The organism is Streptomyces sp. NPDC032126, assembly GCF_055580085.1.
In genome coordinates this window covers 60,870-82,660 of the sequence record NZ_JBVIMA010000015.1, presented here as the reverse complement: position 1 = coordinate 82,660, position 21,791 = coordinate 60,870, and the positions used below count along the sequence as shown (strand labels likewise).

At 69.3% G+C, this 21,791-nt stretch carries 17 protein-coding genes and 4 pseudogenes; 7 read left to right on the top strand and 14 right to left on the bottom strand.

What is annotated here, in order from left to right:
• Both ACZ5NW_RS36250 and ACZ5NW_RS36245 read right to left on the bottom strand, forming a co-directional pair.
• Window positions 1–126: pseudogene (locus ACZ5NW_RS36250) on the bottom strand (IS982 family transposase); the annotation flags it as partial.
• Window positions 127–316: 190 nt separating this feature from the next.
• Window positions 317–676, bottom strand: a complete 360-nt coding sequence (locus ACZ5NW_RS36245; protein ID WP_468748292.1) for a hypothetical protein — start codon at window positions 674–676, stop codon at window positions 317–319.
• A gap of 326 nt (window positions 677–1,002) precedes the next feature.
• Between ACZ5NW_RS36245 and ACZ5NW_RS36240 the strand changes: the two genes are divergently transcribed.
• The gene (locus tag ACZ5NW_RS36240; RefSeq protein WP_468748291.1) at window positions 1,003–1,419 is read left to right on the top strand and encodes a pyridoxal-phosphate dependent enzyme; all 417 of its coding nucleotides are present in this window, start codon (window positions 1,003–1,005) and stop codon (window positions 1,417–1,419) included.
• Between the two features lie 109 nt (window positions 1,420–1,528).
• On the opposite strand, the gene ACZ5NW_RS36235 is transcribed toward ACZ5NW_RS36240, so the two are convergent.
• The 3 genes from ACZ5NW_RS36235 to ACZ5NW_RS36225 all read right to left on the bottom strand — a co-directional run bounded on the left by ACZ5NW_RS36235 (window position 1,529) and on the right by ACZ5NW_RS36225 (window position 3,843).
• Window positions 1,529–2,146, bottom strand: coding sequence for a DMT family transporter (locus ACZ5NW_RS36235; protein ID WP_468748290.1), 618 nt, complete (start codon window positions 2,144–2,146; stop codon window positions 1,529–1,531).
• Window positions 2,147–2,278: 132 nt separating this feature from the next.
• Complete coding sequence (locus ACZ5NW_RS36230) at window positions 2,279–3,118, bottom strand: glutamate ABC transporter substrate-binding protein (RefSeq protein ID WP_468748289.1); 840 nt, start codon at window positions 3,116–3,118, stop codon at window positions 2,279–2,281.
• A 434-nt stretch (window positions 3,119–3,552) separates the two neighbouring features.
• Complete coding sequence (locus ACZ5NW_RS36225; RefSeq protein ID WP_468748288.1) at window positions 3,553–3,843, bottom strand: hypothetical protein; 291 nt, start codon at window positions 3,841–3,843, stop codon at window positions 3,553–3,555.
• 135 nt (window positions 3,844–3,978) lie between these two features.
• Here ACZ5NW_RS36225 and ACZ5NW_RS36220 point away from each other — a divergent pair, with 135 nt between their 5' ends.
• From ACZ5NW_RS36220 to ACZ5NW_RS36210, 3 genes are read left to right on the top strand one after another with little or no spacing between them, the layout of a single operon-like run.
• Window positions 3,979–4,665, top strand: a complete 687-nt coding sequence (locus ACZ5NW_RS36220; protein WP_468748287.1) for a FadR/GntR family transcriptional regulator — start codon at window positions 3,979–3,981, stop codon at window positions 4,663–4,665.
• A complete protein-coding gene (locus tag ACZ5NW_RS36215; RefSeq protein WP_468748286.1) occupies window positions 4,662–6,095 on the top strand; it encodes a hypothetical protein in 1,434 nt (477 codons plus the stop codon). Before ACZ5NW_RS36220 ends, ACZ5NW_RS36215 begins: the two co-directional genes overlap by 4 nt.
• Window positions 6,092–7,924 carry a GMC family oxidoreductase gene (locus ACZ5NW_RS36210; protein WP_468748285.1) on the top strand — a complete coding sequence of 611 codons (1,833 nt, stop codon included), beginning with the start codon at window positions 6,092–6,094 and terminating at the stop codon, window positions 7,922–7,924. The genes ACZ5NW_RS36215 and ACZ5NW_RS36210 overlap by 4 nt, the downstream gene beginning before the upstream one ends.
• Before the next feature lie 134 nt (window positions 7,925–8,058).
• Here the strand turns inward: ACZ5NW_RS36210 and gvpO are convergent, their stop codons facing one another.
• Together gvpO and ACZ5NW_RS36200 are read right to left on the bottom strand one after the other, a co-directional pair.
• A complete protein-coding gene (gene gvpO / locus ACZ5NW_RS36205; protein WP_468748296.1) occupies window positions 8,059–8,175 on the bottom strand; it encodes a gas vesicle protein GvpO in 117 nt (38 codons plus the stop codon).
• Between the two features lie 390 nt (window positions 8,176–8,565).
• Window positions 8,566–9,039 (bottom strand): SRPBCC family protein, encoded by a 474-nt coding sequence (locus ACZ5NW_RS36200; protein ID WP_468748284.1) that lies wholly within the window; start codon window positions 9,037–9,039, stop codon window positions 8,566–8,568.
• Window positions 9,040–9,353: 314 nt separating this feature from the next.
• Between ACZ5NW_RS36200 and ACZ5NW_RS36195 the strand changes: the two genes are divergently transcribed.
• Both ACZ5NW_RS36195 and ACZ5NW_RS36190 read left to right on the top strand, forming a co-directional pair.
• Window positions 9,354–9,539 carry an STAS domain-containing protein gene (locus ACZ5NW_RS36195; RefSeq protein WP_468748283.1) on the top strand — a complete coding sequence of 62 codons (186 nt, stop codon included), beginning with the start codon at window positions 9,354–9,356 and terminating at the stop codon, window positions 9,537–9,539.
• A gap of 67 nt (window positions 9,540–9,606) precedes the next feature.
• Window positions 9,607–9,796: pseudogene (locus tag ACZ5NW_RS36190) on the top strand (IS701 family transposase); the annotation flags it as partial.
• Between the two features lie 381 nt (window positions 9,797–10,177).
• Here ACZ5NW_RS36190 and ACZ5NW_RS36185 read toward each other — a convergent pair.
• The 6 genes and pseudogenes from ACZ5NW_RS36185 to ACZ5NW_RS36160 all read right to left on the bottom strand — a co-directional run bounded on the left by ACZ5NW_RS36185 (window position 10,178) and on the right by ACZ5NW_RS36160 (window position 18,669).
• Complete coding sequence (locus tag ACZ5NW_RS36185) at window positions 10,178–12,400, bottom strand: alpha-L-fucosidase (protein ID WP_468748282.1); 2,223 nt, start codon at window positions 12,398–12,400, stop codon at window positions 10,178–10,180.
• A 616-nt stretch (window positions 12,401–13,016) separates the two neighbouring features.
• A pseudogene (locus ACZ5NW_RS36180) lies at window positions 13,017–13,292 on the bottom strand (transposase); the annotation flags it as partial.
• Window positions 13,293–13,470: 178 nt separating this feature from the next.
• Window positions 13,471–14,163, bottom strand: coding sequence for a hypothetical protein (locus tag ACZ5NW_RS36175; RefSeq protein ID WP_468748281.1), 693 nt, complete (start codon window positions 14,161–14,163; stop codon window positions 13,471–13,473).
• Window positions 14,157–14,334: pseudogene (locus ACZ5NW_RS36170) on the bottom strand (winged helix-turn-helix domain-containing protein); the annotation flags it as partial. The gene ACZ5NW_RS36175 and the pseudogene ACZ5NW_RS36170, both read right to left, overlap by 7 nt.
• A 579-nt stretch (window positions 14,335–14,913) precedes the next feature.
• Window positions 14,914–16,674, bottom strand: coding sequence for an FAD-dependent oxidoreductase (locus ACZ5NW_RS36165; RefSeq protein WP_468748280.1), 1,761 nt, complete (start codon window positions 16,672–16,674; stop codon window positions 14,914–14,916).
• 45 nt (window positions 16,675–16,719) lie between these two features.
• The gene (locus tag ACZ5NW_RS36160; RefSeq protein ID WP_468748279.1) at window positions 16,720–18,669 is read right to left on the bottom strand and encodes a maleylacetate reductase and hydroxyquinol 1,2-dioxygenase domain-containing protein; all 1,950 of its coding nucleotides are present in this window, start codon (window positions 18,667–18,669) and stop codon (window positions 16,720–16,722) included.
• A gap of 177 nt (window positions 18,670–18,846) precedes the next feature.
• On the opposite strand from ACZ5NW_RS36160, the gene ACZ5NW_RS36155 reads away from it, so the two are divergent.
• A complete protein-coding gene (locus ACZ5NW_RS36155; protein WP_468748278.1) occupies window positions 18,847–19,725 on the top strand; it encodes a helix-turn-helix domain-containing protein in 879 nt (292 codons plus the stop codon).
• Window positions 19,726–20,609: 884 nt separating this feature from the next.
• On the opposite strand, the gene ACZ5NW_RS36150 is transcribed toward ACZ5NW_RS36155, so the two are convergent.
• The gene (locus ACZ5NW_RS36150) at window positions 20,610–21,338 is read right to left on the bottom strand and encodes an ArsR/SmtB family transcription factor (protein ID WP_468748277.1); all 729 of its coding nucleotides are present in this window, start codon (window positions 21,336–21,338) and stop codon (window positions 20,610–20,612) included.
• Between the last annotated feature and the right edge of the window lie 453 nt (window positions 21,339–21,791).

The following is a 21,791-nucleotide window of genomic DNA, read 5'->3' as shown; positions in this document are numbered from 1 at the left end:
TTGTGCGACCGCGAGGCACAGCAGTTCGGCGTCCGTCAGTTTCGGGGGTCGCCCGATCCGGCGACGGGGTGCCACATGGTCGTCGATGAACACGTCACACACGAGCCAACGGGCGCCCTTCGCCATGGTCGCGGCCAGAACAAACATCGGACTCTTCATCTGGGCGATCCATGGGGCCACGCTAGCGGTCCCTCCGATACGGCTGCCAAGGGGTTTCTCCGCAGCGGTGATCAGCCACCCTTGAACCCAGGCGCACGAGCCCGTACAACACTCACCGCACCACCAACACAGTTGGAAAGCGTGTTGGCTGCACGGTTCAGCAGGTCTCTGCCGAGCCCGGTTGGGATTGGCGTACGCCAGTGCACGCCACCAGCATGCTTCCGTCCGCATCGAGAAACAGCATGAAGATCCACGATCCGTCGGCAGTCCTGATCTGCCCCAGTCGAACCGGTCGGCCGTATAGGTCGAGGCGTTGCACGGCCCGGGCCAAGCCGGAGGTCTCGATGCCCCTCCGAAGGGTGTGACGGAGTCGGCGCCCGTAGACCGCCGCGAGTGACTCGGGTGAGGTCGTTCCGTCCCAGACGACGAATGAAGCGTCGGCGCGGAGGGTCGCGAGAGCGGCCGACGACGTGTCGTCGCCGCCACCCAGCAGCCGTTCGAGCTGGTCCTGTTCCATGGCCCCACCCTGAGGCATACGAGCCCCGTATCGAACCGCTCAGCAGATGTCAGCCCACCTGGCCCGGCTCGAACGGGCTGGTCCCCTCCACAACGGGCTGGTGCTGCGGGTCTGCAGCGCGCCGGCCGACGCAGGCAGACTCACCGTAGGACAGCCGTCAGCGCCCTTGCACTGGTGTTTCCCACACGGCAGAAGGAGCAAGGCTGAGTGTCTAACTGCGTGACAACGCCGACGAACAGCGGCGGACGCACGTGAACGCCAGCGGTGATGACGCTCTTTGATTCACCGAACTTCGGCGCATCGGCCTGACCGAGCGGCTGCCGCGGATGTACGCGTGCCAGCCGGCCGCGGCCGCGCCGCTCGCCGAGGCCATGCGGCACGGGGCACCAGCGGCTCACGTCACCGTGGGGCTGACCGAGGCATACTCCATCGTCTCCCCGGTCAGCGGCTACCGCGGCGTGGTCACCATCCAGGACAGCGGCGGCCAGGTCCTCGAACTCAGCGACGCACAACTCGAGACCGCTCACCAAGAGCTCGCCCGAGCCGGCCTGTGGACCGAACTCTCCAGCGCCGCCGGACTCGCGGGCCTGCGCACCGTCGTAGACCTTGACGGCCCGGTGGTCTGTATCTCCACCTCCAGCGGCTTCAAGAACCGCAGCGTCGGCCTCCGTCGAACCGAGACGATCACCCCGGATTGGGACGACGTACGCAGCAGACTGCACGCGGCGGGAATTCGTGACTGATGCATGCTCCCCTGACCACGTAATCGAACGGCGACAGGGCTGGGTGCTGTCCGAAGTGCTGAACAACTGCTGTCCGATCTCGGGGTCTGGCGCAAGTTCCGTGAGGCGATCACTGTCCGTGATACTGAATCCCCACGGGGGATTGGGCATGGAAGGCGCCTCGCGCGGGACGCTCGCCGGATACCGGATGGGGAGGTGCTTGACGGTTGTCGCGTCGGCCCGCGCGCTTGGGTTGGCCGAGGATGACTCCGGTCAGGACGAGGGCCCGTCCGCACAGTTGCTGCACGGTCACCACTTCTCCGGCGACCGCTGTGCCGAGCAGCACGCCGGTAACGGGGTTGAGCAGCCCGATCAGTCCGACTGTCCCCGTGGGCAGGTGCCGCAACCCGGTGAACCAGGCCGCGAAGGCCAGCGCGGTGGCGATCAGGGCAACGTAGCCGAACGCGAGGAGCGTCGGCGTTGAGAACGCGGGCGGAGGGCCCTCCACGACTGCCGCGACCGGGAGCAGGAACAGACCTCCGGCGGCGAGTTGCCAGGCGGTCGAGGCGAGCACATCGGCGTCGGCGCGCCACCGTTTGGTCAGGATGTGGCCGAAGGACGACACCAGCATGGCGGCGGCCGAGGCGAGGACTCCCGGCACGCTCACGCCTTCCACACCGGTGAGCAGCATGAGAGAGACCCCGCCGAGTCCGATCGCGGCGCCGGTCATGTGGGCGATGCCGGGCACGTCGAGGCTGGGATCGGTCCGGTCTCGGTCGCGCCCGCTATCTGACCGAGGCCCGCAACCATCGCCAGCAGCCGGACCTGCCATGGAGGCGCGGTAGGCGAGGCCGGGGAGGGCGGGTCAACGGCTTGAGGGTCAGTCCTTCACGACACCTATTCTCGGCGCGGGCTCGTATCGGTAGATCAGGCCGAAGTTGCTCTTCACGGCCGTGCCCCAGGCACCGCTGCTGACCATCTTCTTGAGGGCCTTGTTTATCTTCTCCACGGTGGCGGTGTCGCCCTTCTTCACGCCGATGCCGTAGTTCTCGTTGCTCAGCTTCAGACCGACCAGCACGAACTGGTCCTTGTACTGCTTCTGTGCGGCGAAACCGGCCAGGATCGAGTCATCCGTGGTCACTGCGTCGACCACACCCCTGCGCAGGGCGGCGAGGCACTCCGAGTAGGAGCTGTACTCCACCAGCCGGGCCTCGGGCGCAACGTCCTTCTTGACGTTCTGCGCCGAGGTGGAACCGGTCACCGAGCACAGCTTTCCGCCGTTGAGATCACTGCCGTCATCAATCTTGGAGCCGGCCTTGACCAGCAGGTCCTGGTGAGCCAGCAGGTAGGGTCCGGCGAAGTCGACGTTCTGCCTACGCTTGTCGGTGATCGAGTAGGTCGCGACGACGAACTTCACGTCGCCTCTGGACAGCGCGTTCTCACGGTCCGCGCTTTTCGTCTCGACAAACTCGATCCGGCCGGGATCATAGCCAAGCTCCTTGGCCACATAGGTCGCCACGTCCACGTCGAAGCCGGAGAACTCGCCGTCAGGCTCCTGCAGGCCCAGACCCGGCTGGTCGAACTTGATCCCGATCCTGATGGTCTCACCGCCGTGCGACCCCGAACCGGTGCGCTGACCGCTGTCATCACCACACGCCGTCGCGGTCACGGACAGGACCAGCACGGCCGCGGCCGCGGCGGGAACTCGGTGGAGCTTCATGGTGACATCCTTCGTGTGATCAGGGTGATGCCGTGTTGCGGGATCGCGCACGCCGTCGCGGGCACGACGAGGCCCAGTGGTGCAGGAGTTTCGGCGCGCCGCCCGCCGCGGTCGCTGCGCGGGGTGCCGAAGGATCGGTCGGGCGAAGCGTGAACTGCGCCCGCAGGAAAATGGTTCAGGACTGAAGGGCCGCTTCGCCGCACCGCTCGCGTGGCCACCCCTGCCTTCCTGGCCGGCGGCACGCCGGTCACCGCCGTATGACTCCGTCCTCCTCGGCTGCGGAGGACAGTAAGGAGCCGAGGCGACCAGCGTCATCACATCTGAGCTGAACTTGAGCATCACGATTGGGCAGGTGCGACCTACTGCGCAGTAGGCGCGAGCGCGCCAGGCGGCTCGGTCCGATGTGCCGCATTTACGGCCGTGACGCAGCATCGTCACCAACGCCTTGAGCAGTCCTGGTCCTTGGCTTTTGTTCCAGTCGCCGTGGACTGCACGCCGCCGCCGTCCCTGGCCTCGAAGAGGCGGGCGGCATTACTGCGGAGCAGCGCCCCGCTGAGCTGGCGCGGCATCGCGTCGTCGGTGGTGCCGGGGGCGGCGGTGCAGCCGAGGCGGGCGCGGGTGTGGATGACGATGCCGTTGGTGGTGGCCGCGGTCTGTTTGGCCTCGGCCCCGGATCTGGGACTGGCACCGAAATGGTGACCTCGCGCCCCATGCGCTGCGCCCACTGGGGGCGGCGACCGTGCCGTTCTCCGTTTCGGCGCTTCCGTAACCGGCTTGCCCCCATTGGCGGTTGGGGGCCTTGACTTCGTCAACGGGTGTTGGTTGAGTGGCTGATCCACTGAGCCACTGGGGAGGAGCACGTGGAGGCACTGCCCCGCGAAACCATCGTCGACGTGCTGGAGAGCCGCCTGCGTGAGGAGATCCTCACCGGGCGGCACCCGGCCGGAAGTTATCTGCCACCGGAGCGGAGCCTCGCCGACGGCTACGGAGTCACCCGAACCACCCTCAAGCACGCCTTCGGCCGCCTCGTTCAGGCCGGACTGCTGGAGACACGCCACGGCGTAGGCACCCGAGTGCGGGACTACCTGCGCCTCGGCGGAGCCGACCTGCTGCCCATGCTCGTCCGGCACAGCCCCGACTGGATCGGTGAGATCTTCGAAGTGCGGCGCAGCATCGGCGCGTTGATCGCCGAGCGCGCCGCGGCCCGGGCGACGGACCGGCAATGCGCCGAGCTACGCACCCTGCTGACCTCCGTCAGCGAGGCGGAGGGCGGCGACGCCGTGCAGCTCGCGGACATCGAGGTGCACCGGGCTCTGGCCCGCGCCACCGGCAACCGCGTTTACGTCCTGCTGACCAACACGCTCTTCAACGCCTACCTGCCGGTGCGCGCCGCACTCGTCCGCCCTTTCGCCGACGCCGCCGCGGCCCATGGCCGCCTGCGGCCGCTCATCGACGCGGTCGTCGCCGGCGACGAGACCGGCGCGCGGCGCGCGGCGGAGGAGTATCTGACGGCCACCGAACGGATCATGTTGGAGGGTCTGGCATGAGCAGGCTCTCCGCCCCGGCCGCGAAGCGCACCGCCCCTTCTCGCGGCACCGTCTTCCGTGAAGCCATGCTCGGCACGCTGCGACTCGACCACGAGGACCGCACCCGCCCGGTACGCCTCGACCTGACCGTCTCGGCGGATGGCGTCATGCGGCTGACCGGCACGACCGAGGCCCGTGCCGCTGGCCGGATACGGGTCGCCGGCTGGGCCGACGACCCGGACGCCCACGGCGAGTTGGAGATCTCGCCGCTCTCCAGGCGCCGTATCCGCTACCGCATCGCGTTCACCGCCGACGGCCGCAAGCTCACCCTCGACGGCTGGAAGTCCGTGACACCGCGCAGACCGGTGGCCTCGATGACCGTACTGCCGTACACCGTTTACGAGGACGGTGCACCCATCGGCACCGGAGCCCTTCGTTTCCCCCTGGCCACGCAGCTCGCTCCGTTCCTGGCGAGCTTCCGCTTCCCGCGACGGGAGAACCGCGATGCGCACCTCGCGCCACGCTGGAAGGGTGAGCGAGGCCGTACCGAGGTCTGGTACACCACCGTCACCGACCCGGTGACCGGGAGCGGGCTGTGGCTGCACCACGAACTTACCGCGCCCGCCGACGGAACCGAGCCCTACGCGCACGGCTGGGCGGCCCTCTTCCCCAAGGACGGACCCGTACGGCACGCACGCTTCGGACCCGCTCCTTGGGCTGTCGGCGAGGCCGGATTCCACGCGGACGGAGTCTCGGTCGGGCCCGGACGTCTGACCGGGTCGGCGGACGGCGGCTCCCTGCGCTGGGAGCTGACCGAACAGCCCGTGGCCGATGCGCTGTTCACCTTCCCCCGGTGGTCGTGGCGCCGTCCCCTGCTGCCCGCCGCCCAGATGCTCCCCGCCGCGCGGGCCTTGTACAACGGGACCTTCACGCATGACGACACGACCCTGACGCTCAGCGCGGCCCCGGGCGCGTCCGCCCGGATCTTCGGTCATGGCAACGCCCGCCGATGGGCCTGGCTGCACGCGGACCTCGGCGGCTGCGACATCCTGGAGATCGTCGCCGCCGTCTCCATGCGCCCGGGCCTGCGCAGGCTTCCCCCGCTGGTCTTCCTCCGCCTGCGCCAGGCCGGCTGCACCTGGCCGCGCCGCACCGAACGCGCGGCGGTGGGCTGGGCCGGAGCAGGACGCTTCCGCGCCGCCATCGGCCTGCCCACCTGGACGGTCACCGGCCGCACCGGACTGCGCCGGATCCGCGTGGAGGTCACCCAGCCCGCGGACCGCACCCTCGTCCTGGACTACACCGACCCCGACGGCGCCCGCGCGACCTGCCGCAACAGCGAACGCGCCGACGCCCATGTCCTGCTCGAACGCTGGTGGTTCGGCGGCTGGCGCACCGAGAGGGAATGGACGCTGGACGGCACGGCCCATGCGGAGGTGGGCCACCGATGAGCCTCACCGGCCTGGTGGCCGCCGTCATCGCCGACGACGGCACGGCCGACTGGCCCGCCCGCGTCCCCGCGCGGGTGGAGAGGGTCCTGGCCTCGATGCCGCTTGCCGCCCGCGCCGGCTTACGGACGGCAGCGCGCGCCCTCGACGCTTACGCCGTGGCGCGGACCGGGCGCGGACTGGCCGCGCTCACTTGGTCCGAGCGTGAGTCCGTGCTGGCCGGGCTCGTCGCACGGCCGGCGCTTCTGCCGCTCCTGGACCTGCTCAAGGTTCCCGTTCTCCTCGCGGCCGGGACCGAGCGGATGATCGAGGACGGCCTCCCGACGCGCAGGCTCACGCGGGCGGACCCACCGCTCGACTGCGTGCCCTCGCCCGCCTGGCCAGCGCGGTCCAGCGCCGATGCCGTGGTCATCGGATCCGGGGCGGGCGGGGCCATGGCCGCGCGGACCCTGGCCCGGGCGGGGCTCGACGTGGTCGTCCTGGAAGAAGGGCAGCACCACTCCACCGAATCGTTCGGGCGCCGCACCCCGCTCGACCGGTTCGCGGAACTGTACCGGGACGGCGGAGCGACCGTCGCTGTCGGCAGCCCACCGCTGCTGCTGCCGGTGGGCCGGGCCGTCGGCGGCACCACCGTCGTCAACTCCGGTACGTGCTATCGCACTCCCGATCATGTCCTGGCCCGCTGGAGCACGGACTTCGGGTTCGCCCTCGCCGACGACCTCGGCCGCCACCTGGACGATGCGGAACGCACCCTGCGCGTGGCCACCCAGCCCCTGGACGTCCTCGGCGACAACGGCCGGATCGCGCTCAGCGGAGCGGCCAAGCTCGGCTGGCACGCCGCGCCGCTGCGCCGCAACGCGCCCGGCTGCAAGGGCTCCTGTCAATGCGTCGTGGGCTGCCCGACCGGCGCCAAACAGAGCGTGCAACTGTCCGTGCTGCCCGACGCCTGCGCCGCCGGCGCCCGTATCGTCACCGGAGCGCGGGTGGAACGCGTGCTCATCGACGCGGACCGGCCCGGCGGACCGCGTGCGGCGGGGGTGCGGGTGCGCCGCAAGGACGGCGGGTTCGAGATCCTCGCGCCTTTGGTCGTCGTGGCTGCTGGCGCCCTCGAATCGCCGCTGCTGCTGCGCCGCTCGGGCCTGGGCCGGCATCCCCGACTCGGGCGGAACCTCAGCGTCCACCCGGCCACCAGTGTCGCCGGGCGTTTCGCGGAACCGGTCACGGCCTGGGAGGGCGTGCTGCAGAGCGTCGGCGTGGAGGAGCACCACGGCGCGGGCGTCCTCATCGAGGCCACTGCCACGCCACCCGGCATGGGTTCCTTCGTGCTGCCCGGAGTGGGTGGCGAATTGCGCCGCGAGCTGGAAGGCGCCGACCGGCTCGCCACCCTCGGCGCGATGATCGCCGATCTGCCCTCCGGCCGGGTGCTCGGCCGCGAGCGCACCCTGCTCCGCTACGACCTGCACCGCCGCGACGCGGGCCGTCTGATGCGGGCGGTACGCGCCATGGGCGAGCTGCTGTTCGCCGCAGGCGCCGAGGAAGTCCTCACCGGCATCCCCGCCACGCCCCGGGTACGCAGTCTGCCGGATCTGGACGCGGTCCTCGCCGGCACGAGCGCGCGGCAGCTGCATCTCTCGGCCTACCACCCCACCGGCACGGTCGCGGCGGGCGCCAACCCGGAGCGCTTCCCCGTGGACGGGACGGGACAGCTGCGTGGCGTGCGCGGTGTGCTGGTCGCGGACGGGGCGGTGCTCCCCGGTTGTCCCGAAGTGAATCCGCAGCTGAGCATCATGGCGACGGCCCTGGCGATCACGCAGGCGCACCTGGGGAGGTGACGGGGCAAGGGGCGCGACGGGTTTCCCGAACCTCCCGCCGGCCCAGCAAAGGCGCCGCCGTTGCCATGCCAGTGACCGCCCCTTCGAACGAAGGGTAAGCCGCCCAGTGTCTGCCCTGTGGTCTCAAGACATCCCTAGTCGCGGCCCTCTCTGTCGACCTGCGAGCGGGCGTAGCGGCGCACGCGCTGGTACGCCACCAGCTCGCCCGCAGGGTCCAGAACGACCTGGTAGCTCGCCATCACACCGGTCATCATGGGGTTCGGCGGCGTTGGCGATGCGCTCGGCATGCTGGTGGGACCAGCGGCCGAGGTCGGTGGCCAGGACCTCGTGGTCGGCGGTAGGGAGCAGGTGCCGTTCCAGGGTGAGCTCGTCCGTCATACGGAGAACGTAGGACAACAAGAACAGCGCTTCTGCCCTGTTGCCTTCCGGGGAGACGGCAGGGGCGACGACACTCTGGCGGACCAGGGCCGACCTCCCCCCGTGGGGGTGCATCGCGCCACCGCGTTGTCCGCCACACCGGCCTGCAAAAACGAGACTGCCCGGGCGGGCCACCACTCATGGGGGCCGTACGGGGGCGCTCGCCCCAGGGCTGTGCGATCCGGTGGCCCGCCCCGTGCTTTCCGATCTGCAGTCCTGAATCGTCAGAGGCTGGTGCCCGGGTCCTCCGGCCGGATGCGTCCGCGCCAGCCGCCACCGGTGCCGCCGCCCTCGACGTAGTCCTTGAACCGGCCCAGGTCCCCCTTCACCCGCCGGTCGATCACGCCGAGCGCGTCCGCGCCCTTCTCGGCGACACCGGTGGGCTCGACGTCCATCGTGAGTTCCACCCGGGTACGCGTCTCGTCGAGGCGCTCGAAGCGGACGGAGCCGCGCTGCCGGGTCTCACCACCGACGGACCGCCAGGTGATCCTGTCATCCGGGAGCTGGTCGACGATCTCCGTGTCGAACTCGCGCCGCACCCCTCCGATGCTGGTGGTCCAGTGGTTGTGCCGGTCGTCGAGCTGCGTGACCGCGTCGACGCCCTCCATGAAGTTCGGGAACTCTTCGAACTGAGTCCATTGGTCGTAGGCCTGGCGGAGCGGAACCTCCACGTCGACCGTTTCCTTGACCGTGCTCATCGGGCCCTCCTGGTGCGCCCTCGACAGCCGACCGTGGATGGGGGCAGGTCGGCCTCCTGTGCGTGTGCGGGGCACCGGGTACCCGGGAAACCGCCGTAATTACCTGCTTCTGAAGTTGGGCGCGCTTGGGCGCTGGCTTCGGGTGGGGTCGACATAATCAAGCCCATGGCTGGTGAGGGCGACTCAAACACGGTGGTGGCGGAGTATGCGCTGGGCGATGCCTGGGTGGTCGCTGCCCGCCGGGTGGTGGGCATGAACACGTCGGGCGCGTTGCGTGACGTCGTGGAGAGCGCCGTGGGGCAGCATCCCAGGGGATGGTGGACGCGGCGGGGGTGACCTTCGCGGATTCGATGTTCCTGGCGCTGCTGCTGCGCTTCCGCGGCCAGACGGACCTGCGGGTGGCCGCGCCGTCACCGCCGGTGGGGAGCTTGCTGGAGCTGACTGGGGCCGACGACCTGCTGGATGGGCGCACGACGCCCGAGGACGCCATTGCGGAGTGAGTGCCCGTTCCCTGCAGCGGCTGCCCGAAGGCGGCCCCGGCCCGCCGGAGGCGGACGCCGCCCGTGCTGGGTGGTCGGCGACGAGGTCTACGGCCGGCCAGGACCCGGTCCTGCGCGGTTGGCTGGCCGAGCAGCGCCTGAGCTACATGCTGGCGATCGGCTACAAGCATCGATGCGGGCCGCGCGGGCAAAACGTCCGCACCCTCTCGGCGATCCTGTCGGATCATGTCTGGGAGATCCGCGCAGCCGGCGACGGCGCCCACGACCTGCGCGAATACGCCTGGGCCCTGGTGTGTGGACGTGGCGTGGGGCCGGGTGGCTCTTCGTCGAGGAAGTGGCGCAGGGCAACCTCGATGTTCCCGCCAGCGCCAAGCGCCTGTTGGCCTGGTTCCCCGTTGCCTGACGTTCGGCGGCGTGATGTCAGGGGCGGAACACACCGTGAACCGCTGTGATGTGGAGGGCGTCCGGCATCTCGGTAGTGAATCGGAAACAGCGTATGGACCTGCCAGTGGGCACGCCGGTGGTGTTCGAGGCCGCGTTCGGCTGAGGCCGGCTGCTGGCATTGGATGATCGGAGTCCGCCGCTTCTCGTCGGCGGGGGCCGGAGCTGCTGCTCCGGCCCCCGCTCCTCCCGTCCACTCAGACCGCGGTGAAGGTCCACTGCACGTTGGTGCTGCCGTTTCCTGACCACTGCTTGGTCACGGAGCCCGAGGGCACGTTGCCGCCGCCGTCGAGGACGAGGCCGGTGGCGCGGTTGACGATCCAGTACCGGCCGCCACCTTGGTACCTGAGCGCCCACTGCTGCTTGGTGCCGCCGTCCCAGGTAGCTTCCAGGGCGGGGGAGTTGTTCGTGGTGGCGCCGCCGCCGTCGGCGACCAGGCCGTTGGCGCGGTTGACCAGCTTGTAGTAGCCGGTGCCGAGTTCGACGGCCTGCCACTGGAGGTTGGTGCTGCCGTTCCAGGTCCACTGCTTGAGGTTGGAGCCGCTGGCGACGTTCCCGCCGCTGTCCAGCGCCAGCCCGTCGGTGACGTTGGTGATCCTGAACCACGTCGAGGGGTTGAGCTGCACCTTCATCGACACGACGGCGTCGTTGTTGCCGGTGACCCGCAGGTCGGCGTTGTCGGAGGTGAAGGTCCAGGCGGTGCCGGTGAAGTTGTCGCCGGAGTAGCCGATGATCTGGTAACCGGGGGCCAGTTTCAGCGAGGACAGGCTGCTGCTGGGCAGGCCGGCGAGTGACAACTGGTCGGCGGTGTAGGAGCCGACCTGGAGCACGGAAGAGCCGCCCAGGTAGTTGACGTCCTGGTAGACCACGGCCCCGGACAGTGGCTTCAGGGCCGGGATCGGGCCGGAGAAGGTCAGCTTCACGACGTAGGCCAGGGCGGAGAACGGCGCCGACGACGAAGGCAGGGTGACGTGCAGGCCGGCCGAGTCCTGTGTCGGTGCGGGAAGGTTCGTGTACGTGCCGGCGGTGGGGTTGAGCAGCTGCGCCGAGGTCAGGGAACCGACGTTGATCCGGGCCGAGTTGAGCGTCGTTATGTTCAGGGTGCTGCCCGGCCAGCCGAGGACCGTGGCGTACAGGACGGTGTTGTTCTTGCTCCGGGTGAAGCGGATGTCCTGGGCCGTTCCGACCTTCGGGGCGGTGAAGGCGCCGCCGCCCATGTGCGTGGGACCTTCGCCGTACGTGGTCCAGGCCCGGGTCGAGTACACCGACTCGCCGAAGCGGTGCAGGTAGTCGCCGATGCCGAGGAGGATGTCCTTCTGGGCCTGGGGGATCGTGCCGTCCGCCATCGGGGCGATGTTGAGCAGCATGTTGCCGTTCTTGCTGACCCGGTCGATCAATGAGTGCAGCATCTGCTGGGTGCTGTAGTAGCCGATGCCGTTCGTGTAGCACCAGCTGGAGCTGGAGATGCTGTCGTCGGTGAGCCAGTAGGGGGCGGTGATGTCGCCGGGGCCGCCGCGCTCGTAGTCGAAGACCTCGCCGTGGCCGTTGAAGCCGTCCTTGTAGGTGGCGACGACTTCGCGACCCCACGCCTCGGCCTGGTTGTAGTAGTACGACAGGAAGTTGAGCTGCTGTGTCTGGTTGATCTTGTTGAGGTCGAAGTCCTGCCAGAGGATGTCCGGCTGGGCGAGGTCGATGACCTCCTTGAGCTTGTCGTACCAGAGTTGGTTCTCGGCCGTGGTGCCCAACTGCCCGTACAGCTTCTGGAGGCTCGGGTCGGACTGCGCGGGCACGTGGTCGTAGTAGCCGTTGAAGTTGAACGCGTGGTGCATGGCCACCAGGAGCTTCAGCCCCTTGGCGCGTATGGAGTCGGTGAACAACTGGAGCAGGTTGAGCTGGGGGCCCTTCGCGGCCGAGTTCCACTCGTTGACCGAGCTGTTCCACATGGAGAACCCGTCGTGGTGCTCGGCGACCGGGCCCGCGAACCGGGCCCCGGCGTCGACGAACAGCTGCGCCCACTCGTCCGGGTCGAAGTTTCCGCCCGCGGACTTCAGCTTCGGGGCGAACTTGTTGAAGTTGCCGTTCAGGTCGTTCGCGCCGTTGATGAAGTTGTGGTACGGCCACGCAGCCGGGTCACCGTACGTGGCGATGTGATGCTGGTTGCACGTATCGCCGCTGATGTACATGCGGCGCCCATACCACTCGTTCCCATAGGCCGGAACGCTGAACACGCCCCAGTGGTAGTAGATACCGAACTTGGCGTCCCTGAACCACTCGGGAGCCGCGTTGTGCTGGTTGACCGAGGCCCACGTGGGGGTGTACGTCGTCGCGGCGCGGGCGGTGCCGGCGGCGAGGACGTTGCCCGCGGCTGCCGCTGCCGCGACACCCGTGGCGCTCGCCAGGAACTGGCGTCTGTTGATCATGGTGGTACCTCCGTCAGAGCTGTGGTGGGAGACCAGGGCCGGGGGTTTCGGCGGCACTTCTGTCGGCGAGAAGCGCGTGACCGGCTGCGGAGTCTGCGTACTTCAGGGAGCTCACGGTGGAGCAGTTTCCCCACGGCATGTCCCCCCTCCGTTCCCGTACGGCAGCACCGCCACATGACTCTTTCGGCGCCCGGAGCCTCTCGGGGAACCATGCGCAGCGTGTGCGTGATGTCACGTAAGAAGTTGCGGTACGCGCCATGTCTATGTCAACGGGAGTGCAGGGATGAAAACCGTCTTTCGGCTGCCCCTTTCTGCCGTTATCTATAGCTATTTCACCGTTGCTCCCTAGGTAGACATGGCATGTCTGCCCGCCATACGTCGGCGGTCCCGGAGCTGCAGTGCCGGTTAGCGCCGGTCCACCAGGTAGCCCGGGCATGGTGGCGGTGGGGTGACGTCACTGAGGATTTGGAGGACGCCTCGCCCTGGGTTGCCGGACCGTTGATCGGCGGGGCTGGCGGTCCGCTCATCTACTTCCCGATGAGTTGGAGCAGGGCTGAGGAGGTCTCTGCCTGGGCAGCGGCCTCGCGGACTCGATGGGGCTGGTCTGCTTCGATCCTCAGCAGAATCGGCTCAGGCCCTGACGGTCCTGGCCCAGGCGACGGTATCCGATCAGAAAGGCTGCCAGGCCGACGAAGGCGAGGAAGTGTTCCGGCTTCCGCTCGTAGCGGCGATGCAGGCGTCGGCAGCCTGCCAGCCAGGACACGGTCCTCTCGACCGCCCAACGGTGACGGCCGAGGCGCGTGGACGACTCGATGCCCTTGCGGGCAATGCGGTGGCGGATACCTCGTTCACGAAGCCATTTCCGCAGGTGGTCGTAGTCGTAGCCTTTGTTCGCGCCTCGGGGGAAACCTACGACCGCCCCATTACCCCCAGCAGCGCTAGCGGAGGGCCCCTCAGTGCACCGCCGCCAGTTCGTTGGCGCGGCCACCCGCACCGCCGCCGTTGCCGTACCGCTCATCACCTCCCCGAGCTCCCGCCCGCAACGCGTAGGCACATCCGACGTCATCCGGCTACGTGACAGCGTGGAAAACCTCGTCCGCTCGACGCCACGCAGCGCGTCCGTCAACGCCTGTCATTGTCTCCACCAGCCGTGTGAATTCCCGGCCGCTGCGTGGCGCCGGGATGCGCTGGTCGAGGCGGCTCAGGCTCAGCGCGGCGAACTGCGTCCGGATCACGTCCACCGGTTTCAGGGCCCGGCTGATGACCAGCCAAGCCCCGCCGGCTGTCAGCGCGGTGAGCGTCAGTGCGCCGCCTGCCAGCCACCACACGGTGGTGTTCAGCCGTTCCTGATCCGTCCAGGCCTCCGGGAAGTCGATCGGGTCGGAGCAGTCGGCCGGAATCAGTCGCACGGGTATCGCGTCGTCCGGATCCGTCCACGGCCACAGCGAAAGGCGCTCACCGCGGATCAGGGGAACCGTGTCCCGCGGGACGGCGTCGCGATGAGGAGGCACCGCGGTGCACGACGTCCAGCCGGAGGCTTCGCTCACGCACAGCGACGCCTCCACCGCTGGCACGGGGCTGCCGTCGGTGACCCGCTGGAGGGCCGAGGCCATGAGCGAGTTGCGCACTGAGGCGGCGGCAGCGACGGTGCCCAGCGTCAGCAGGACGGCGGCGACCAGGGCCGCGGCCAGCGTCAGCCACAGCCGTACACTGCCCGGGCGCAGACCGCGTTCGGCCGGTTGTGCCTGACGAGTCCTCAGCATGCCCCCTCAAGCCGGTAGCCGATGCCCCGCACGGTGCGGATGGACCGCCGTCCGAAGGGCGTGTCGATTTTGCGACGTAGGGGCGCTGACGTAGACCTCCACCACGTTGACGTCTCCGTCGAACCGGTCGTCCCAGACGTGCTCCAGGATCTCCGTCTTCGTGACCGTCTGACTTCGGATAGATCCGCTTGAGGAGCGGTGGCATCGGATGCCCCACCACGGCCTCAAGCTCGGCCACGGCCTCGGGGCGGCGCAGGCGGCGGCAACTCGCCAGCCGCATTCTGCTCTCGGATTCCTTGGATGATCTCGTCGTCGGGCATGCCGCCATTCGTAGCAGCTGTCACCGGCATTGCCCGGGCGGCGCGTCACTCGCCGTCGCCCTCCACACGCAGGGCGCCACCGGCCTGGAGGTCGTCTCGAACAACTGCGGCGAAACATCAGGCACCGAGGGGGACCGGGTGGATCTCTGACAGCAAGCGCTGTTGGGAGCCAGTGGTGGATTGCTGGTGGAGCTTGTCGACATCTGCAACGTGTCGCGGCATGGGAACAGGCCAAGTGGGCACGGATTTCGGTTGTCCAGCAGATCTACGCCGACTTCCCCGACCACTGAGTGCCGACTACGGCCCCGGTCCCTCCAACACGTGGATCAGTCCCCGAACGCCGGGGACGCACGGCACCACGCAGGCCAACGCGGCGGGTCAGGAGCAGACGCCGCCAAGTGGGCGAAGGCCATGCAGCGTGTGCCGCACGTCATGCGGATCGGCAGATCACCATGGTCAGCGCCTCCCGCAGCAACCGGGTCGCCTCGGTGATGTCGGCGGCGCCGTCGGGCCGGCGCCAGGCCACGTACCCGTCGGGACGGACAAGCAGCACACCCTCCTCGTCGATCTCCGCGCGGCGGCTCCACTCGCCGTACGCGTCGTGCGCGTCGCGGTCGATGACGACGGTACGCAGGTCGAGCCCGAGTTCCTGGACCAGGGTCTCGGCGGCGTCGGCCCACGGGGCTCCGGCCAGGCCGGTGACGATGGAAAACCTGCCCCTCCCGACCAGGTCGAGCGTCGAGATGCGCCTGCCCCGGTCGTCCACGAGCCAGGCGTGCGGCAGTTTCGCGCCGGGGCGGGAGGTCGGGCGTCCGAAGAGTTCGTCGTCGCGGGAGATCGTTTCGACGGTGCCGTCGGGGATGACGGCGGCCGACTGGTAGCGCTGGTTGTGCTCGACGCCGTGGGCGTTGAACTCGTAGTGCTTCAGTTCGATCGCCTCGCGGATGGCCCGCCGCTTCTTCGCCCCGTCGGCGTCCGGCTGCCGGGCCGCGTGCAGCGCCTTGGCAATGCCCTCCTCGTCGCCGCCGACGACGCCGAGGGCCTCGAACAGGGGCAGGAACTGGTCCCGGGAGAGGTTGGCGCGTTCGACGATCTGCTGGGCGACGGGGGCTCGTTCGTCGGAGTAGGTGTCCAGCAGCTCGGGCCCGGCGTGGCCCTTGAGGACGGCCGCCAGCTTCCACGCCAGGTTGTAGGAGTCCTGGACGGAGGTGTTGGAGCCGAGGCCGTTGGACGGCGGATGCCGGTGGACGGCGTCCCCGGCGCAGAAGACGCGGCCGGCGTGCAGCCGGGTGGCGTAGGCGTGGTTGACGGTCCACAGGGAGGCGCTGTCGATCTGCACGTCGAGTTCGTCGTCGCCGACGAGGTCGCGGACGATCGCCGCCGCGGCTTCGTCGGTGAGCTCGGGAGGGGAGTTGTCGATGTCGTAGCCCCAGACAATGAGCCACTCGTTCCAGGGCCGGACCATGCGCAGCAGGCCCATGCCGATGCCTCCGACGTCGGCGCCCGGGCGCATGATCCAGTACAGGACGCTGGGACGGTGTTCGACATACTGCCCGAGGTCGGCCCTGAAGACGATGTTCATGCTGCCGGCCTTGCCCATCTGCCCCTCCATGGGCAGTCCCAGCTTCTCCGCGACGATGCTGCGGCCGCCGTCGGCGCCGATCATGTAGCGGGCGCGGACGGTGTGCTCGTTTCCGCTGGGCCGGTCGCGCAGGCGCGCGGTCACGCCGTCCGCGTCCTGTGCGAAGTCGACGAGTTCCGTGTTCAGCCGGACCACGGCGCCGCGCTTGGCGGCGTTGGCCAGGAGGATGGGCTCCAGGTAGGTCTGCGGGAGGTCGATCATCCCGCAGGGACTCTGGGACCCGTACTCGGTCAGGCTCTCGTCACCGGTGCCCCAGGTTCGGATGCGGCCGATCTCATCGCCGAGGAGTGAGGTGGCGAACACGGTGTCGCCCATCAGATGGCTCGGTGTGCCCTTCTCCAGCGCCTCCTGCTCGATGCCGAGGTCGCGGAAGACCTCCATGGCACGCTGGTTGGTGATGTGGGCCCGCGGGGTGTCGGCGAGCCATCCGTACTTGGTGACCAGGTGGGTGCGCACACCGTAGGTGGCCAACAGCAGGGCGGCGGTTCCGCCGGCGGGTCCGCTGCCGACGACGAGAACATCGGTGTCGTAGCTTTCAGGCGTGCTCATGCTGTCTCCATGAAGCTCTGAGGAAATCCGTCAGGGAACAGGCGCTCATTGCCCGAGACGCGCGATGCGGAAGGTGAAATCGAGTCGGCGCCACTCACCGTCGACAGGTCGACCGTCGGGCGTGGGGCCGGTGTGCCGGACGAAGTCCGTGACCAGGTCGTCCTTGACGCCGAAGACCGCGTCGCGCCGGCCCGGGGCTCTGTCGAGGTAGGCCCCGCCCCGGACGAACAGCTGGGTGATCAGCGGCTGGTGTCCAGGGGCGTTGATCAGGAAGTGCACGTGCGGTGCACGGTAGGGGTGGCGTCCGACGGTGTAGAGCATCTTGCCGACCGGACCGTCGTCCGGGATCGGGTACTCGGACGGCAGGATCGACCAGAACATGAACCGCCCGTCGGCGCCGGTGGTGAACCGGGCACGCAGCACCGGCCCGTCCAGATCGGGGAGTTGGACGTCGTAGAAGCCGTCCTCGTTGGACTGCCAGACGTCCACGACGGCACCGGCGACCGGGCTCCCCTCCTGGTCGGTCACCGTGATGTCCGCCCACATCGGCGTCCCCGTGAAGTCTCCCGCGATGTCGCTGCCGTGTTCGGCGGCGGGCAGCCCGGCGACATAGAAGGGGCCGAGGATCGTGGAGGAAGTGGTATCGGGCGTACGGGAGTTGGCGAGGGCGTCGACGACGCTGGACACACCGAGGGTGTCGGAGAGGAGGATGAACTCCTGCCGCGTGTTGGTGGTGATGTGGCCGGCCTCGGTGAGGAAGTCGATGGCCCGCTGCCACTCCTGTGGGGTCAGGTCGTTGCGGATCGTGTAGGCGTGCAGGGTGCGGGCGAAATCCGTCAGCAGTTGCCTGAGACGCGGGTTCGTGCAGCCGTCGAAGCTGGCCACGACCTCGTCGGTCAGCGCGCGCAGGTCGGGAACGGACCCGGCCGCCGCCTGCGGGCGGTGGCCGTGCCAGGCGTCCCGCAACAGGTCGGCGAGGCCGACGCGGGTCAGTTCGCGCGGGTTCGGATACGGCTGTGCGGTGGCCAGTTCCGCCGCGCGGTCCAGGTCGGCCTCGGCCATGCCGAGATCGCGCAGAGACGTCGGGCCGCCGACCCCGCGGATCAGGTCGAAGACGCCGGTGGGGGCGTCGGGCACACCCAGGGCGCGCGCGATGCGTTCCATCGTCTGTTCAGCGGCGGGCGCGTTGTACGCCATGGCGTGCGGGAGGATCACGGTGTGGGTATCGGCGTGCGGAAGGCCGAAGGCTCCGCCCAGCGTGTGACAGAGCTTGTGGTGGAGTCCCATGCCGACGGCGCCGAGGCAGCTGCCGGACAGCCATGCCGCCTGCAGCAACTCCGCTCGTGCCGCCGTGTCCGAGGGCCTGTCGTGGAGGGCGGGGAGGGCTCGGCCGATGGCGGCGACCGCTTCCAGGGCCATGGCGTCGGTGACGGGATCGGCGTCCGGCGAGTAGAGGGCTTCCACGGCGTGGGCCAGCGCGTTGATGCCGCTGGTCACGGACATGGCGGTGGGGAGAGCGAGGGTGAGCTCAACGTCGTAGACGACCGTTTCCGGCAGGATCGCGGGGGAGGACCGGGTGACCTTGCGGCCGTCCACCGTCTCGCCGAGCACGGGGGTGACCTCGGAACCGGCATAGGTGGTCGGCACGATGATCTGGGGCAGGTCCGTGCGGACCGCCAGCGCCTTCGCGAGGCCGGTCGTCGAGCCGCCGCCGATGGCCACGAGGCAGTCCACCTGCTGGTCGCGCGCGAGTTCCAGGGCTTGTTCGGTCACCTCGACGGGGGTGTGCATGGCCGCGCCATCGAACTCGGCCACCACCAGGTCGCCCAGGACTCCACGGAGCCGTTCGGTGTCCTTGCGCAGGACCGGTGATCCGTCGGAGAGGAGCAGTACGCGGGATCCGCCGAGCCGTTCGACCTCGTCGCGGACCTGCGGGAGCGTTCCCGCGCCGAAGACCACCCGGCTCGGGCTGGCCGTGTGCACAAAACTCCTCATGAAGCGCTCTCCGTGCTGCGGGGGTCAGGGGGTCTGTCGCAGTATTCGAGGCCGTGCACCGGCGTTCCTGCACAATCTCGGCATCGTTTTGCACAGAAACGGCGTCGGCCGCCGCCTGGTCCGTGCTTGCCCACCCGTACGGAAGGCAGCAAGACTGTGCCGAGAGGGAGGGCCGCCATGAGCGAGATGGGACTGGGGGACACCCACGGAATCCTGGTTCGGCCAGGGGTGCGTCCCGTCCGCACGAGTGCGGGTCTCGGCTGGGAGAGGCTGTATGTGTCGACGCAGCGGGAGCTGCCGTACCGGGATGCCTTTCAGGGAGCCGGCAGCCACCTGGTGATCCTGCATCTTGACGGGCCCGTCACCGTCCGCAGGGGACGCCGCGGGTTGACGGCCGCACGGCAGGTGCCGCCCGGCGGTCTGTTCCTGCATCCGGCCGAGACGGAGCTGGACGTGGAACTCGGCGGCTACCTGAACACTGTGCATGTCTACCTGTCGGACGCGGCCCTCCAAGCCAGCGCGGATGGTGGCCGGCCGGTACGGCTGAAGGAAGAGTTCGGCACCACGGATCCACTCCTGGAGCAGCTGGTTCTGGCCCTCGACGGGGTCGTACGGCGCTGGGAGCCCAGTGCCAGCACCTACGCGGATCAGCTCACGCTCATGGCCGCGGCCCAGCTGGCCCGTCGCCACAGCGTGCGGCAACGGGTCGACGAACGTGCGGGGCGGCAAGTAGGGCTCACCGACCGGCAGTTCGCGGCCGTTCGGGAACTCATCGACGCCCGGCTTTCCGAGCCGCTGGCGTTGGAGGACCTCGCCTCGGCCACGGGCCTCGGCGTCAGCCAGTTCGCCCGGCGTTTCAAGGCCCGCGTCGAGTGCCCTCCCCACCGGTACCTCGTGCGCCTGCGCGTGGAGCAGGCAGCCCGCCTGCTGCGCGGGGGTTCCATGCCCATCGCGCAGGTGGCGGCGGCATGCGGCTTCTCCCACCAAGAGCACCTGACCCGAGTGATCCGCGCCCAACTCGGCACGACGCCGGCCGCCCTGCGCCGCGAGGGCTGACGGAATCCCTGCGCGAGGCGCGCCAGTCAGTCGCCGCAGCCACCAATGCCGTCAGCGGCCCGAACTGGGTGGAGGTGGTGGCCGACTTCGTCACGTCATGGGGCGTTGACTCCTCCGCGCTCCCGCCCACCGCATCCGACGAGGGTTGAACGCAGCGCCGGGATACGTCGGCTCGCGCGGTGGCCACGGCGTCTCCCCGTGCCCGTCGCCCTCCACCGTGTCCGCGGGGCCGTTGCGGTACCCAGGGAGCCCGACCTCGTACCTCCAGCCGTCGCGGGCCTGCCGACGGGACCCCAACTGTGCCACGACCTCCTGGTCACCGGGCAGCAGTACCCGGATGGGCACCGGGACCGGCTCGGGGGCGGAGGGCGTCGCCACGTCTCCCACCGTACGGACAGACGTGTGACGTTGCGCGATAGTTGGCCAGCACGCGTGGAAGAGCAAGAGGTCAGCGCCTGATGTTGCGTCGTGGTTGGCCATGATGTTGAGCAGTTGCTGTCCATTCGGGGTTGTGGGAGCCGTTCAGGGGCTCGCGACCGGCGAGGCGGTTGTGAGTGTTCGCCGTAGCTGGCGGGTAGTCACGAAAGATGGCGGGCAGAGGTGCCGAGTGATCACCGGACGTCTAAAGCGTGTTGCAGAAGTGACGCCTGCCGCGCGACGCCCGGCACGTTCCCCCAAGCTCTTCGCGCAGGGGGGACCCCAGAGCACGCACCGGACGCCGCGCGGCCGCTCTCCGGGCGACGACGCCACTTTCGCAACAGGCCCCAGGCGGTGCGTCCGGACTGGCCGACCGGTCCGAAGGCAGACGGCTGCCATGGGGGAATCCGGCCGAGCAGGTGTGCGCGTATCGCGCGTGAGGAACCGCTCGGCTCGGAGTGTTCCGATCACGCTCCCGGTGGTGTTTCCGGCTGCATCAGGTGGTAGCCCAGGGGCGTTGCGACGTGTTCGACGTTCTGCCCGCGCCGCAGGGTCTGGATCAGGCCGGCACGCCGCAGGACCGCGGCGTGCCGACTGGCCGCGGCATTCGACACGCCGAGCAGGGATGCCAGTTGGCGCCCGTTGACGCCTCCCGACATGACGATGCTCTCGAGCGCCTCCGCTCTGCTGGTGCCCAGCAGCGACCGCAGGGCCGCCCGCCGGTCCGGTTCGATGCGCGGGGCGGGCCCGGCGGGGATACGGACGGTCAGCTGTTCCCCGGCGGGCTCGGCCAGGGTGACCCGTTCGCTGAGGGCAACCGCCTGGATCTGCAGGGCCCGCTGGCCGAGTTCGAGGTCGGCGTCGAAGGCCGTCGGTAGTTCCAGGACGCCGTGACGGAGCCTGATGCCGTGTCCGAGGTGCTGGAGCATGGCCGAGGTGCCACTGCCGACGCAGATCTGCGAGAGTGCGGCGGCCCGGCCTGCGACCGTGGCTCGGATGCCTGATCGGTAGGGCTCGACTGCTGTGCTGCGCAGACGGGCGACGGCCTCGGCCAGGATGCCACGGGCCCGCTCCTCGCCCTCGGCGAGGGCCTTGGTGAAGGGCATGGGACTGCGCCGGGCGAACAAGTGGGAGAGGTACAGCCGGCTGACACCGTCCGCGAGATCCGGCGAGATGCTGGGCGTATAGAGCTGCACGAGCGGGTCCCGAAGGTGCCCCCTGCGGGCGTAAGCGCTCCCGGCCGCCGTCAGTTCGGCACCGAAGTCCGGGACGGCACAGACACGGACGCTGCCGAGGCCAGCGGACCCGAGATGAATCCGTATCAAGCTGAACCCCCTGCGCACTTGACGTTCCCGTCAGGGCTTTTGCGCGTACATGGCGAAAGCTACCGGCGACCGCCCGCAACCGAAACGATACGGACGCACCACGGCACGACACCAGGGCGAAAAGAGCCGCAACTCGGCCACGTCGATCTTTCTGGTTCGGCGATACATCGCCCAGGTGGCGAACAACACCGGCAGTCCTATTTCTGGAGGCAATTCATGGCTCGCTCGCGGAGGACCTCGGATCCCGCGCATCCGGTCTATCAGAGTGTCAGCGTCGGCGCGTACTCGAGCGCCATCATCGCCTCGGCGTACTACCACGACAGC